Here is a 14349-nt window from a genome sequence, read left to right as displayed (position 1 = left end):
GAGAAAAGGTCCTCTTTTCCCCGCACACACGAAAGGGACCTGAAATCGACGGACGATTTCAGGTCCCTTTCCGGGAAAGCGCTTGTTCAGGCTTGCCTTACTTCGGCTGCGGCTTCCGCACCGACAGGTGCAGCTCGCGCAGCCGCGCCTCCTCCAGCTCCGTCGGCGCGCCCATCATCAGGTCCTGGGCGTTGCCGTTGAGCGGGAAGGCGATGGTCTCGCGGATGTTGGGCTCGTCGGCGAGCAGCATGACGATGCGGTCGACGCCGGGGGCGATACCGCCGTGCGGCGGAGCGCCGAAGCGGAACGCGCGCAGCATGCCCGCGAACTGCTCCTCGACGGTGTCCCGCTCATAGCCCGCGATCTCGAAGGCCTTGAGCATGATCTCGGGCTCGTGGTTCCGGATCGCGCCGGAGGACAGCTCGACGCCGTTGCAGACGATGTCGTACTGCCAGCCGAGGATGTCCAGCGGGTCCTGGGTCTCCAGGGCCTCCAGACCGCCCTGCGGCATGGAGAACGGGTTGTGCGAGAAGTCGAGCTTCCCGGTCTCCTCGTCCTTCTCGTACATCGGGAAGTCGACGATCCAGCAGAACCGGAAGACGCCCTCCTCGAAGTGCCCGGCGCGCTTGGCGGCCTCGACCCGCACCGCGCCCATGATCTTCGAGACATCCTCGAACTCGCCCGCGCCGAAGAAGACGGCGTGACCGGCGGCAAGGGAGAGCCGCTTGGTCAGCTCGGCGACGTTCTCCTCGGTGAGGAACTTGGCGATCGGGCCGGACAGCGAACCGTCCTCGGCGACACGCACCCAGGCCAGACCCTTGGCGCCCTGCTCGATCGCGTACTCGCCGAGCTGGTCGAAGAACTTGCGCGGCTGGGCGGAGACGTCCGGCACGGCGAGCGCGCGGACGTGCTTGCCGGCGAACGCCTTGAACTCCGAGCCCTCGAAGACATCGGTGATGTCCACCAGCTCCAGCTGGGCCCGCAGATCCGGCTTGTCCGAGCCGTACTTGAGCATCGCCTCGCGGAACGGGATGCGCGGGAAGGGCGAGGTGACGTGACGACCGCCCCCGAACTCCTCGAACAGCTCGGTCATGAGCTTCTCGATGGGCTGGAAGACGTCCTCCTGCTCCACGAAGCTCATCTCGACGTCGAGCTGGTAGAACTCGCCCGGCGAGCGGTCCGCGCGCGCGTCCTCGTCGCGGAAGCAGGGCGCGATCTGGAAGTACCGGTCGAAGCCCGAGATCATCAGCAGCTGCTTGAACTGCTGCGGGGCCTGGGGGAGGGCGTAGAACTTGCCCGGGTTGAGGCGCGAGGGCACGACGAAGTCGCGGGCGCCCTCGGGGGAGGTGGCGGACAGGATCGGGGTCGCCATCTCGTTGAAGCCGAGCGCCGTCATCTTGTGACGGATGGCGCTGATCACGGCCGTACGCAGCATGATGTTGCGGTGCATGCGCTCACGGCGCAGGTCGAGGAAGCGGTACTCCAGGCGCCGCTCCTCGTTGACGCCGTCCTCGGCGTTGATCGTGAAGGGCAGCGGGGCGGCGGCGCCGAGCAGCTCGACCTCGCCGACCTCGACCTCGACCTCGCCGGAGGGCAGGTCCGGGTTGATGTTCTCGGCGCCGCGCGAGACGACCTTGCCGTCGACGCGGACGGTCGACTCCTTGGAGATCTTGTCCAGCGCCTCGTACGCCGGGGTGCCCGGACGGGCCACCAGCTGCGTGATGCCGTGGTGATCGCGGAGATCGATGAAGAGGATGCCGCCCAGGTCGCGCCGATTGTGCAGCCAGCCGCTCAGCCGGACGTCGGTGCCGACGTCAGAGGCGCGGAGCTCGCCGCAGGTGTGGGACCTGTACCGATGCATCGTCGTTCATCCAGCCTTCGCTGATCGGGGATGTGGGGTAGGGAATCTGGCCGATGTTTCACGTGAAACAACGCCAAGGGTACCGGGCACCCCGAGATCACCACCCCACCATTTACCACTGTCGGACCGGCCCTCTCCCCAGCGGCGAACGCAACCCTGACCGGATACGCACGGTCATAGCCATGGGCAGGACCGTAAGCGGTTACTGTCGCTAGCGTCGATTGTCGTCACCTCCGTTGCCGCCGCCGGTCGTGGTTGTTCGTCATGGCCTCCGGCCCCGCTCGGTGTCCGGTACGGCTTCGGTGGCACGGTCCGATCAGCTGTTCTTAGAGTGGGTCAATGCGCACTGGTGAGCCCCCGCCCACTGTGGGGGACGTCCTGTCCGCCCTAGCGACGGGACTGTGGACCTGGGACAGCGCTGCCGGAACCGTCACCCTGGACGCCGAGGCCGCCCGGCTCCTGGGTCTGCCCACGGAACCGACGACGCTCACCCAGGCCGGGGCACGGGCCCGGCTGCACCCCGTCGACTGGAACGAGATCGTCTCGGTCGTGCAGCTCGCCGTCGCCGAGGACACCCTGGCCGAGGTACGGATCCGGGTCATGGACGACCGGGGCCGGGTGCTCCGCACGGTCCGTAGCCGTTCCAAGCCGACCTTCGACCCGGTGCACAAGTCCTTCGAGCTGATCGGCACCATCCAGGAGGTCGCCGAGCCCTCACCGGCGACCGCCGCCCGCGCCCCGTCCGTCACCGGCGACTGGCGGCGCTCGCGCGAGGCGTTCCTGCTGGACGCGGGCCGGGCGCTGGCCGAGGCACGGTCCACGGCGGAGGTGCTGCGGGTCGCGGCGGGCCTGGCGATGCCCGGCTTCTCACCGGACGGACTCGCGGTCTTCGGGGTGGAGGCCGACCGCCTCACCGTCATCGGACACCACGGGCACAACCAGGGCGCCGAGGGCCCCTTCACCCATATGCCGCTGGAGACGGACTACCCGGCCGCCGAGGTGGTCCGCACCGGCCGGGCCGTCTATCTCTCCTCCCCCGAGGGCTACAAGGCGCGCTACCCCACGGCCTGGCCGCTCGCGGAACAGTTCAACCGCCAGTCCTGGGCGTTCCTGCCGCTGACCGTCGCCGGCCGCACGATGGGCGCGTGGATGGCGGGCTTCACCCATCCCGTCACCTTCACCCCCGACGAGCGCTCGGTCCTGACCACCGTCGCCCGCATGCTCGCCCAGGCCCTCTCCCGGGCGGGCGCCGCCGAGACCGAACGCGAGCTGACGGACGGCCTCCAGCGCACGATGCTGCCCACGCTGGGCCCGGAGATACCCGGGATGAGCGTCGCCGCGCGGTACGTCCCCACCGGGGGCGGACTCCAGGTCGGCGGCGACTGGTACGACATGATCGCCCTGCCCAGCGGGCGCTTCGCCCTGGTCATCGGCGACGTCCAGGGGCACGACGTACGCGCCGCCGGCCTGATGGGCCAGCTCCGGATAGCCCTGCGCGCCTACGCCTCCGAGGGACATCCCCCGGACGCGGTGCTCTCCCGTGCCTCCCGCTTCCTGCACGGGATCACGAACTCCTCCGCGGACGCCTTGGCCGACCTGCGCTTCGCGACCTGCCTCTATGTCGAGGTCGACCCGGTGTCCGGCGTGCTCGACATCGCCCGCGCCGGGCATCCCGACCCGGTGATCCGCATGGCCGACGGCACGGTCCTCGTCCGCCCGACCCCGGGCGGCCTCCCCCTGGGCATCGACCCCGACGCCGACTACCCCACCACCCGTCTGGTCCTCGAACCCGGCGAGACCATGCTCCTCTGCACCGACGGCCTCATCGAAACCGGCGGCCACGACCTCGACACCGGCTGGCGCCGCATCCGCACGATCCTGGAGTCCTTCGACCCGAGCCCACAGGGGACGGCGGCGACGCCGACGGGCACGGGAACGGGCGACGGGGCCGAGGCCGGGGCTGCGGCGGGGGAGGGGCGGTCGCTTGTTGAGGGCCTGGAGGGAGAGGGGCTGGGCGGAGAAGGACTGGGCGGAGAGGGGTCGGGCGCCGACGGGGTGGAGGCCGACAGGCTCGCTGCCGGTGGCGGTGCCGGTGCCGGTGGTGGCGGCGGCGGCGGCGGCGGCGGGGCGAACAGCGTGGGCCCGCTCGTCGACATGGACACGAGTCGCCTGGAGACACCGACACTCGCGGCAGGTGCCGCGCAGCGTGGGGCCGTCACACCCAACGGCTCGGAACCCGGCGACCTCACGCCGAGACGTCCGGAACCCGGCGACCTCGCACCGGGCCAACCGGGCCAACCGGCACCTGGTGACGGCGCGCCGAAGGCCCCCCGGCAGACCCCGCTCGCGCCGGCCGCCCTCCCCCCGGCCCGTCCGGAACCCGTCGGTCTCGCGCCGGGTCGGCTGGAGGCGTTGGCCGACGCGCTCGTCCAGGGGGTGCACGGCCCCTCGTCCCACCACACGCCCGGCCCCCTCGCCGACCGGCGCGAGGACGACATAGCGATGCTGCTGCTGTGCCGGGAGAGCGAGGGATGCGACCGCGACGACGCCTCGGCCGTACGCCCGCCCGTACGCCGTACCGCCCTGACCATCGCCCAGGCGGAGCCCGAACGCATCGCCGGCGCCCGCCAGCAGGTACGCGAACTCCTCCACGACTGGAACTGCGACGACCAGGTCGACTCCGCCGTCCTCCTCGTCTCCGAGACGCTCACCAACGTCCTCGTCCACACCGACGCCGACGCGCTCCTCGTCGCCGAGATGACCGGTGAGAGCGGAAGGCGCCGGATGCGTGTCGAGGTCACCGACGCGAGCGACGCCCTGCCCCACAAACGCCACCCCGGCGAACTCGCCTCCTCCGGCCGCGGCCTCGTGCTCATGGACATGCTCGCGGACGCCTGGGGCGTGGACCCCCGGGGCGACGGCAAGAGCATCTGGTTCGAACTGCACGAGACCACACCGCCGGACGGCTCGGACGGACGGCTACCGAGCTGACCACGCCCCGCGCGGGACACGGTCCCCGACCGCCTCACCCATCCCCGTCCCCCTCCGCCCCGTACCGCCCCCTCAGCTCATGCACCACCCCGAACGCCGCCGCCGTCAGCGGCACCGCCAGCAACATGCCGAGGACCCCGGCCACCGAAGCCCCAGCCGTGATCGCGAGCATCACCACCGCCGGATGCATCTGCACGGTCCGGCTCTGGATGACCGGCGTCAGCACATGCCCCTCCAGCACCTGCACGGCGAGCACCACCCCCAGCACCCACAACGCGATCGCGACCCCCCGGTCCGCGAGCGCGACCAGCACGGCCACCGCCCCCGAGACGAACGCCCCGAGATAGGGGATGTACGCCCCCACGAACACCAGCGCGCCGAGCCCGACCGCCCCCGGCACATCCAGCACCAACAGCCCCACCGTGATGCACACCGCGTCGATGAGCGCGATCAGTGTCGTACCGCGCATGAAGCCCTCGACCCCCTCGTAGGCCCGCCGCGCGATCGCCTCGACCATGTCCGCTCCCCCACGCGGCGACAGCGCCCGGATCACGTCCACGGCCCGGTGGGAGTCCCGCAGGAAGAAGAAGACGAGGAACAGCGCGAGTACGGCCATGGCGAGGGCCTCCCCGACGACGCTCACCCCGCTGATGACGTTGGACGCCGCCGTCCCCCCGAACCTGCTGAGCAACTCCTTCGCGTTGGCGGCCAGATCGTCCAGCGAGGTCCCCGCCGCCCCGAAGCGCGAGGTCAGATCCCCGGCCGCGTTCCGCAGCGAGGCGATGATCTGATCGCCGGTCTCGATGAGCGCCGCGACCACGATGTACACGGCCCCGCCGACCACCCCGACCACGGCCACGCACGTGAGCCCCGCCGCCACCGACCGATGCACCCGCGCCTTCACCAGCCTCCGGTGCAACGGCCCGAGCAGCGCGGTCCCCAGCAGCGCGAGCAGCACCGGCGTCACCGCCGTCCGGAACTCCACGCACAGGCGGACCCCGACATACCCGACCCCGGCCACCAGCAGCACGACGGCACACCACGCGGCCACACGCCGCACGGGTTCGGGGAGCAACTGCACACCCCCAGCGGACCACGCCCCGAACACCCCTGCCACGGGATGACACCCCGCCCGGGTGACCCGACCTCAAACGGCGTACGACGACCGCAGAATCGATGCCCTGTCCCCCATCGAGTGAACATCCTTGCCACGGACACGAGTTGCACCCCCCTCTGCCTGGCTTCCGAAGCGGAGGTGATGCTCGATGCACGAGCAGAACAACACGCCGCCGGAAGAACCGACGGCACACCAGGACGCGATCGACATCAACGACTTCGTCTTCGCGGCGACGGGAGCACGCATCCGAAGGCTGACGACCCCGGACGGCGAGCACTGGTTCGTAGCGGCGGACGTGGCCACGGACCTCGGCTACGCGAACACGCGTCAAGCGCTCATCTGGCACGTTGCACCGGATTGCGCAAAGCGGCTGAATGAGATTGCACAAGGCGTCTATACAACAGACACCTCACGCAAACTTGCAGATCACAGGCTGCAAAGGTCGATGAAGATGGTGAACCTGCGCGGGCTCATCGCACTCGTCAACGGTTGCTCCAAACCCGAGTGCACCCCCTTCAAAACCTGGGTCTCCGAAGTCATCGCCACCATCCAGCGCGACGGCTCCTACTCCCTCGAACCGTCCCCCGTACAACCCACCCCCACCGGCACCACGGCCTACGCCATGCCCCCACAGGTGGCCGACGCCATCGTCCGGCTGGAAGAGCGGAACATCCGGGCGGACGAGATGCTGACTGCGTTCCAGGAGGTGCGCAACGATCTCCTGAGGGACATCAGCCGGAGCCTCCGGGACATCGCCCAGGCTCTCAGGCACCCGGCCGACAGTCCTCGCCCCTCCCCGGCGCCGGAGCTGACACCCCGGCAGCTCCTCGCCAACTGGAAGGCGAAGAACCTCGTCGTCACCGACGACGTCCACACCGTGGCGGCCTATCTGGCACCGGCGCTGCTCCACGGAGGCGCCGCCTACCGGGTCGAGGAGATCGCGACCCGTACGGGGCTGTCGCAGGAGCGCGTACGCCACTGCATGGAGCTGCTGTTCGAACAGGGCTGCGTCCGCCCGGCAGGCCGCACGGTCGACAGCGCACCGGTTTTCGTCCTGCCGTGACGCGGTCACGCGGTCACGCGGTCACGCGGTCACGCGGTCACGCGGTCACGCGGTCACGCGGTCACGCACTGACGCCGTGACGAAGCGGCTCACATAGGCCGGGCCCGAAGTCGCAAATCCAAGTTGCGGCTTCGGGCCCGGCCGTACCGTACCGGAATTCAACGACTCCCCGCCCGCTCATCGCCGCTCGTACACGAGCACCCGCCGCCCGTGCCCCCGCTCCTCCGCCACCACCGTGAAGTGCTCCTCCAGCACGGCGGCCTTCACCCTGTCCCTCACCCCGGACGGCGACCGGCCCGCACCAGGGGTATCGGTGACCAGCAGGATCCGCCGCTCCGCGAGCATCGCGGCTCGTATCCGGGCCGCGTCCGACTCCACCCCCTTCAGCGTCCCGGACTCCGCCGGACTCCGCGCCAGCGCGATGTCCCGCAACCCCGCGAAGTCGTCGGGGGAGACCAGCGCGGTGTCGCGCCGGGCGGACGGCGCGAAGAGCACCGCGTCGCCGGGCTGCTTCAGGCGTCGCACGTCGACGGCGGTCGCCAGGACGTCGTCGATCCGGCTGGCGGGGGACCGTTTGGCCAGCGAATGCGGCAACAGCGCCACCACCGCGACGGCGACCACCACCGGAACGAACCACGACGCCGCCCGTGGAAACCGTGGCCGGACGCCCCGCACCGCCGCGTCCAGCGCCGCCCCGACCAGGAGCGCCAGCCCCAGCATGCCGAAGAGGACGTACCGCTCCAGGAACAAGGGGTGGACCAGCGAGAGACCGAGCAGCCCGAGCTGCGGCACCGCCAGCAGCGGCAGTCCGACGGCCGTCACCGACAGCCGCCCCGCCCGTGACCGGTCGAGCACCGCTCCCAGCGCGCCGATCGCCAGAAGGACCGCCGGGCCGATCAGCATGTGCCAGGTCAGCGGCGGTATCCAGGAGACCTGGCCGGACTGCCGCCGGCTGAACAGGATCAACGGCAGGACACCCGCCGTGGCGACCGCCGAGGCCCCGCCCCAGCGCACCCAGGTCGCTCGCGAGGCCCGCGTCCACAGCAGGGTCGCCGCATGCGCGGGCAGAATCAGTAGCGACAGCCAGTTCAGCAGCGCACACACCAGGACCGCACTCCCGTACGCGACCCAATGCGCCCCTCGGCCACCCCGCCCCCACCGCTCCGAACCCCACTCCCGCCTCCCGTCCCGCTCTCCTTCCTCCTCCCCTTCCCCTTCCGCTTCTCCCTCTCCCTCTCGCTGGAGCACGGTCACCAGTACCAGCGTCGAGATTCCCGCGCCCGCCGCTATCAGCGCGTACGGACGGCCCTCCTGCATCTGGAACTGCACGGCCGGCAGCAACCCGAACCCCAGTCCGCCACCCAGCCCGGCCCAGACCCCGGCCAGCCGGCGTCCGACGACCGTCACACAGACGGCCGCCACCGCCATGGCCAGCACCGAGGGCAGCCGCAGCGTCGTCGTGCCGGGCCCGAAACGCTCGAAGAGACCGTGCATCAGCAGGTAGTAGAACCCGTGTACGACATCGACCTGCCCCAGCAGATGCCAGATCTCGGCGGCCGACCGTCGCGCCACCTGCCAGGTCGCCGCCTCGTCCCGCCACACGCTGTTCTGCCGGGACATTCCCCACAGACCGAGAACGAGGGTCCACACCATCGGAATAGACCAGACCGGCGGTCTCCGCAGCCCGACCGACCGAATTCCCTGTGCCGGCAGCGCATTCACCCGTCAAGCACCGCGCCCATTTTCTCTCTCCCCGTTCCCCTGCTTCGCAGCTTCGTACGGCGGGGCGACGGGCACGCCGAATCACGCCCTGGCCGTCGGCCAACGCGGGGCCTGACGTGCCGGTATCCCCCTGAGCGCCACCCGTTTCGCAAGCCGGCCGAATCGAGCGGACACGCCAGAATCTACGCGCGGGGAATGAACCCATCCAGTAATTCCAGGGTGGGCATGATCACCCGAAAGCGAGGCAACCCGGAGAAATCCAGAAGCCCGATTGGAGAAGGTGCACCACATTTACCGCGTTTACCGCAAGAAAAGGCCCCGTCCACATGCGGACGGGGCCTTTTCGAGCTTCCTCCCGGGACTACAACCCTTCGGCGGTCATCCCGTGAACCGCCGGGATCGTGCCCAGCCGCCCCTTCTGGAAGTCCTCGAACGCCTGCTGCAGCTCGTCGCGGGTGTTCATCACGAACGGGCCGTAGTGGGCCATGGGCTCACGGATCGGCTGTCCGCCGAGGAGCACGATCTCCAGGTCGGGCGCATGGGAGTCCTGCTGCTCCTCCGCGCGGAAGGTGATCGAGGAGCCCGCGCCGAAGACGGCCGTCTGACCGAGGTGGATCGGGCGCCGGTCCACACCGACGCTGCCGCGCCCGGCCAGCACGTACGCCAGGGCGTTGAAGTCCTCGCGCCACGGCAGGGTGATCTCCGCGCCCGCAGCGACGGTCGCGTGCAGCAGGGTGATCGGGGTGTGGGTGACCCCCGGCCCCTCGTGGCCGTCCAGCTCACCGGCGATGACGCGGAGCAGCGCGCCGCCGTCCGGGGTGGTGAGCAGCTGGACCTGGCCGCCGCGGATGTCCTGGTACTTGGGGGCCATCATCTTGTCGCGGGCCGGCAGGTTCACCCACAGCTGGATGCCGTGGAAGAGACCACCGGACACGACGAGGGACTCCGGCGGCGCCTCGATGTGCAGCAGACCCGAGCCGGCAGTCATCCACTGGGTGTCGCCGTTGGTGATGGTGCCGCCACCACCGTGGCTGTCCTGGTGGTCGAAGACCCCGTCGATGATGTAGGTGACGGTCTCGAAGCCTCGGTGGGGGTGCCAGGGGGTGCCCTTCGGCTCTCCCGGCGCGTAGTCCACCTCGCCCATCTGGTCCATCATGATGAACGGGTCGAGGTGGCGGTAGTTGATCCCGGCGAACGCACGGCGGACCGGGAAGCCCTCGCCCTCGAAACCACTGGGCGCGGTCGTCACGGTGAGCACCGGACGGGCCACCGCGTCGGTCGGTGCGGCGACACGGGGCAGGATCAGCGGGTTCTCGACGGTCACTGCAGGCATGTCGGTACCTCCTTGTGCGCTCAGTTTAGTTGATTATTGAACTTTCTGCCAGGCCCAACACACACAGCCCGCATCCCATTCCCTAACGACCCGGGCAACAGAACGCCGCCGGCCACAGAGGCCAGCGGCGACAGTAGGGGACCCAAGAGACCGGAAGAAACGGTTCAGCAAACCCACATGGCCCAGCCGCAGCCCACCCAAGGGGCGCGGGGAACTGCGCGAACAACCCCCACAGACCCGCAGCCCGCGACGAACCGCGACCCCCCGCCCCGAACCCGAACCCGGCCCGACCGACGGAGTCACCCGTCCGCGAAGCAATGGCGTCTAGCCATACATCCGCCGCATCGCGAACTCCACCATCTGCTCCACCGCCTTCGCGTCGAACACCATCCGGTGCTCCCCCTCCATGTCGAGGACGAAGCCGTACCCGGTCGGCAGCAGATCGATCACCTCCGCACCGGTGATCACGAAGTACTTGGACTCCTTGCCTGCGTACCGGCGGAGCTCCTTGAGCGAGGTGAACATCGGGATCACCGGCTGCTGCGTGTTGTGCAGCGCCAGGAACCCGGGGTTGTCACCGCGCGGGCAGTACACCTTGGAGGTGGCGAAGACCTGCTGGAAGTCCTCCGCCGCCAGCTGCCCGGTGGTGAAGGCCCGCACCGCGTCCGCGAGGGAGGGCGGGGACGGCTCCGGGTACAGGGGTGCCTGCTGCCCGTAGCCGCCCCCCATCTGGCCGCCGGGCATCTGCCCGGACATCTGCTGCTGCGGCGGCGGGGCGTACTGCTGCTGAGGGCCGGCGCTCTGGTCGTAGCCGTACATGCGGCAAAGCGTAACGAGTCACAGATGGACCGCTCGGGGTTGCTTCTTATTACTGATGGGTAGCATCATCGACATACAAGCTACTTGTTGGTACGTGAACCAGCGCGAGGATCCAGTGCCTCGCCGATCCCTCTTACGGAGCCGTCGCCATGGGGCACTACAAGTCGAATCTCCGCGACATCGAGTTCAACCTCTTCGAGGTGCTCGGGCGCGACAAGCTGTACGGCACCGGCCCGTTCGCGGAGATGGACACGGACACCGCCAAGAGCATCCTGGAGGAGCTGGCCCGTCTCGCCGAGAACGAGCTGGCCGAGTCCTTCGTCGACGCCGACCGCAACCCCCCGGTCTTCGACCCGGAGACCAACACCGCTCCGGTGCCGGCCTCCTTCAAGAAGAGCTACAAGGCCTTCATGGACTCCGAGTACTGGCGGCTCGGCCTGCCCGAGGAGATCGGCGGCACCACCGCCCCGCGCTCCCTGATCTGGTCGTACGCGGAGCTGCTGCTCGGCGCGAACCCGGCCGTGTGGATGTACGCCTCCGGTCCGGCGTTCGCCGGGATCCTCTACGACGAGGGCAACGACGTCCAGAAGAAGATCGCCCGGATCGCCGTCGAGAAGACCTGGGGCTCCACCATGGTCCTCACCGAGCCGGACGCCGGCTCGGACGTCGGCGCCGGCCGCACCAAGGCCATCCAGCAGGAGGACGGCTCCTGGCACATCGAGGGCGTGAAGCGGTTCATCACCTCCGGTGAGCACGACATGGAGGAGAACATCCTCCACTACGTCCTCGCCCGCCCCGAGGGCCACGGCCCCGGCACCAAGGGCCTCTCCCTCTTCCTCGTCCCGAAGTACCTCTTCGACTTCGAGACCGGCGAGCTGGGGATGCGCAACGGCGCCTACGCCACCAACGTCGAGCACAAGATGGGCCTCAAGGCCTCCAACACGTGCGAGATGACCTTCGGCGACCGCCACCCGGCCAAGGGCTGGCTGATCGGCGACAAGCACGACGGCATCCGCCAGATGTTCCGCATCATCGAGTTCGCCCGGATGATGGTCGGCACGAAGGCGATCTCCACGCTGTCCACGGGCTACCTGAACGCGCTGGAGTACGCCAAGGAGCGCGTCCAGGGCACCGACCTGGCGAACTTCATGGACAAGACCGCCCCCAAGGTCACCATCACCCACCACCCCGACGTCCGCCGCTCGCTGATGACGCAGAAGGCGTACGCGGAGGGCATGCGCGCCCTCGTCCTCTACACGGCCTCCATCCAGGACGAGATCCAGGTCAAGGAGGCCGCGGGCGAGGACATCTCCGCCCTGGAGGCCCTGAACGACCTGCTCCTGCCCATCGTCAAGGGCTACGGCTCCGAGAAGGGCTACGAGCAGCTCGCCCAGTCGCTGCAGACCTTCGGCGGCTCCGGGTTCCTCCAGGAGTACCCGATCGAGCAGTACATCCGCGACGCCAAGATCGACACCCTGTACGAGGGCACCACCGCGATCCAGGGCCAGGACTTCTTCTTCCGGAAGATCGTCCGCAACCAGGGCGCCGCGCTGAACACCCTCGCCGAGGAGATCAAGAAGTTCCTGGCGCTCGGCGAGGGCGGCGAGCAGCTGGACGGCGCCCGCGAGCACCTCGCCAAGGCCGCCGTCGAGCTGGAGGCCATCGTCGGTCTCCTCCTCACCGACCTGGCCGCCACCGAGCAGGACGTCAAGAACATCTACAAGGTGGGCCTCAACACCACCCGTCTGCTGCTGGCCTCCGGTGACGTGGTCGTCGGCTACCTGCTCCTCAAGGGCGCCGCCGTCGCCGCCGAGAAGCTGGAGACCGCCTCCGCGAAGGCTGTGTCCGCCAAGGATGTGGCCTTCTACACCGGCAAGATCGCGGCGGCGAAGTTCTTCGCGGCCAACGTCCTCCCGGGCGTCACCCTCGCCCGCAAGATCTCCGAGGGCGTCGACCTGGACCTGATGGAGCTGGACGAGGCGGCGTTCTAGACACCCCTTTTCCGGCCGCACCCCGGTCGTGGCGCCGGACGGACCCTGCCCGTCCGTCCGGCGTCCCTTCCTCCACACGCTCACCACGAGGGCCCGCTCCCATCCCCCGGAGTGGGCTCTCGTACGTCGTTAAGGTGAACCCCATGCGCACACCCCCACGCTTCGATCGCGGCCACACCGACGACCTCATGACCTTTCTGGCGAGCAGCCCCACCCCGTACCACGCGGTGGCGAGCGCCGCGGAACGGCTGGAGAAGGCAGGCTTCCGGCAGCTCTCGGAGACCGACGCGTGGGACGGATCGCTGGGCGGCCGGTACGTGCTGCGCGGCGGCGCGATCATCGCCTGGTACGTGCCGGAGGGCGCTCACCCCCACACCCCCTTCCGTATCGTCGGTGCCCACACCGACTCCCCCAATCTGCGGGTCAAACCCCGCCCCGACAGCGGCGCCCACGGCTGGCGCCAGATCGCCGTCGAGATCTACGGCGGCCCGCTGCTGAACTCCTGGCTCGACCGCGACCTCGGTATCGCCGGCCGGCTCTCCCTGCGCGACGGCGGCAGCCGTCTCGTCAACGTCGACAGACCCCTCCTGCGCGTCCCCCAACTCGCCATCCACCTCGACCGCAACGTCACCTCCGACGGCCTCAAGCTCGACAAGCAGCGTCATCTCCAGCCCGTCTGGGGCCTCGGCGACGACGTCCGCGACGGCGATCTGATCGCCTTCCTGGAGGAGGAGTCGGGTCTCCCCAAGGGCGAGGTCACCGGCTGGGACCTGATGACCCACTCCGTCGAACCGCCCGCCTATCTGGGCCGCGACAACGAACTGCTCGCCGGTCCCCGCATGGACAACCTCCTCTCCGTGCACGCCGGTACGGCCGCACTCGCCTCGGTCGCCACCTCCGGTGACGACCTTCCGTACATCCCCGTCCTCGCCGCCTTCGACCACGAGGAGAACGGCTCCCAGTCCGACACCGGTGCGGACGGCCCGCTGCTCGGCGGGGTGCTGGAGCGCTCGGTCCTCGCCCGCGGCGGCTCCTACGAGGACCGTGCCCGTGCCCTCGCCGGCTCGGTCTGTCTCTCCTCCGACACCGGGCACGCCGTCCACCCCAACTACGCGGAGCGCCACGACCCGACGCACCACCCCCGCGCGGACGCCGGCCCGATCCTCAAGGTCAACGTCAACAACCGCTACGCCACGGACGGTTCGGGCCGTGCCGTCTTCGCCGCCGCCTGCGAGAAGGCCGGCGTGCCCTTCCAGACGTTCGTCTCCAACAACTCCATGCCCTGCGGCACCACCATCGGCCCCATCACCGCCGCCCGGCACGGCATCCGCACCGTCGACATCGGCGTCGCCATCCTCTCGATGCACAGCGTCCGCGAGCTGTGCGGCGCGAAGGACCCCTACCTCCTCGCGAACGCCCTGGTGTCCTTCCTGGAGGGCTGACCCGTAGGGC

At 69.6% G+C, this 14349-nt stretch carries 9 protein-coding genes; 4 read left to right on the top strand and 5 right to left on the bottom strand.

The genetic code is table 11. From position 1 onward, the window contains the following. Positions 1–97: 97 nt before the first annotated feature. Entirely contained in the window at positions 98–1861 is a 1764-nt protein-coding gene (gene aspS / locus F9278_RS24580) for an aspartate--tRNA ligase (protein WP_152170257.1), read from the bottom strand. A gap of 339 nt (positions 1862–2200) precedes the next feature. Between aspS and F9278_RS24575 the strand changes: the two genes are divergently transcribed. Continuing rightward, complete coding sequence (locus F9278_RS24575) at positions 2201–4852, top strand: SpoIIE family protein phosphatase (protein WP_226966905.1); 2652 nt, start codon at positions 2201–2203, stop codon at positions 4850–4852. A 34-nt stretch (positions 4853–4886) separates the two neighbouring features. Here the strand turns inward: F9278_RS24575 and F9278_RS24570 are convergent, their stop codons facing one another. Further along, positions 4887–5933: an AI-2E family transporter gene (locus tag F9278_RS24570; protein WP_152170256.1), complete on the bottom strand. Its 1047-nt coding sequence runs from the start codon at positions 5931–5933 to the stop codon at positions 4887–4889. Positions 5934–6117: 184 nt separating this feature from the next. On the opposite strand from F9278_RS24570, the gene F9278_RS48215 reads away from it, so the two are divergent. Beyond that, the gene (locus F9278_RS48215) at positions 6118–7032 is read left to right on the top strand and encodes a BRO-N domain-containing protein (protein WP_152170255.1); all 915 of its coding nucleotides are present in this window, start codon (positions 6118–6120) and stop codon (positions 7030–7032) included. A 177-nt stretch (positions 7033–7209) separates the two neighbouring features. On the opposite strand, the gene F9278_RS24560 is transcribed toward F9278_RS48215, so the two are convergent. The 3 genes from F9278_RS24560 to F9278_RS24550 form a co-directional block, all read right to left on the bottom strand. Continuing rightward, positions 7210–8685 (bottom strand): hypothetical protein, encoded by a 1476-nt coding sequence (locus tag F9278_RS24560; protein WP_152170254.1) that lies wholly within the window; start codon positions 8683–8685, stop codon positions 7210–7212. Between the two features lie 430 nt (positions 8686–9115). After that, complete coding sequence (locus F9278_RS24555) at positions 9116–10087, bottom strand: pirin family protein (RefSeq protein WP_152170253.1); 972 nt, start codon at positions 10085–10087, stop codon at positions 9116–9118. A 324-nt stretch (positions 10088–10411) separates the two neighbouring features. Beyond that, positions 10412–10906 (bottom strand): SseB family protein, encoded by a 495-nt coding sequence (locus tag F9278_RS24550; RefSeq protein WP_152170252.1) that lies wholly within the window; start codon positions 10904–10906, stop codon positions 10412–10414. A 149-nt stretch (positions 10907–11055) separates the two neighbouring features. Between F9278_RS24550 and F9278_RS24545 the strand changes: the two genes are divergently transcribed. Both F9278_RS24545 and F9278_RS24540 read left to right on the top strand, forming a co-directional pair. Beyond that, entirely contained in the window at positions 11056–12897 is a 1842-nt protein-coding gene (locus tag F9278_RS24545) for an acyl-CoA dehydrogenase (RefSeq protein WP_152170251.1), read from the top strand. Positions 12898–13040: 143 nt separating this feature from the next. Further along, positions 13041–14339 carry a M18 family aminopeptidase gene (locus F9278_RS24540; RefSeq protein ID WP_152170250.1) on the top strand — a complete coding sequence of 433 codons (1299 nt, stop codon included), beginning with the start codon at positions 13041–13043 and terminating at the stop codon, positions 14337–14339. Positions 14340–14349: the final 10 nt, after the last annotated feature.

It is taken from the genome of Streptomyces phaeolivaceus (assembly GCF_009184865.1).
Taxonomy (GTDB): Bacteria; Actinomycetota; Actinomycetes; order Streptomycetales; family Streptomycetaceae; genus Streptomyces; species Streptomyces phaeolivaceus.
This window is presented reverse-complemented; position numbering and strand designations above follow the sequence as displayed.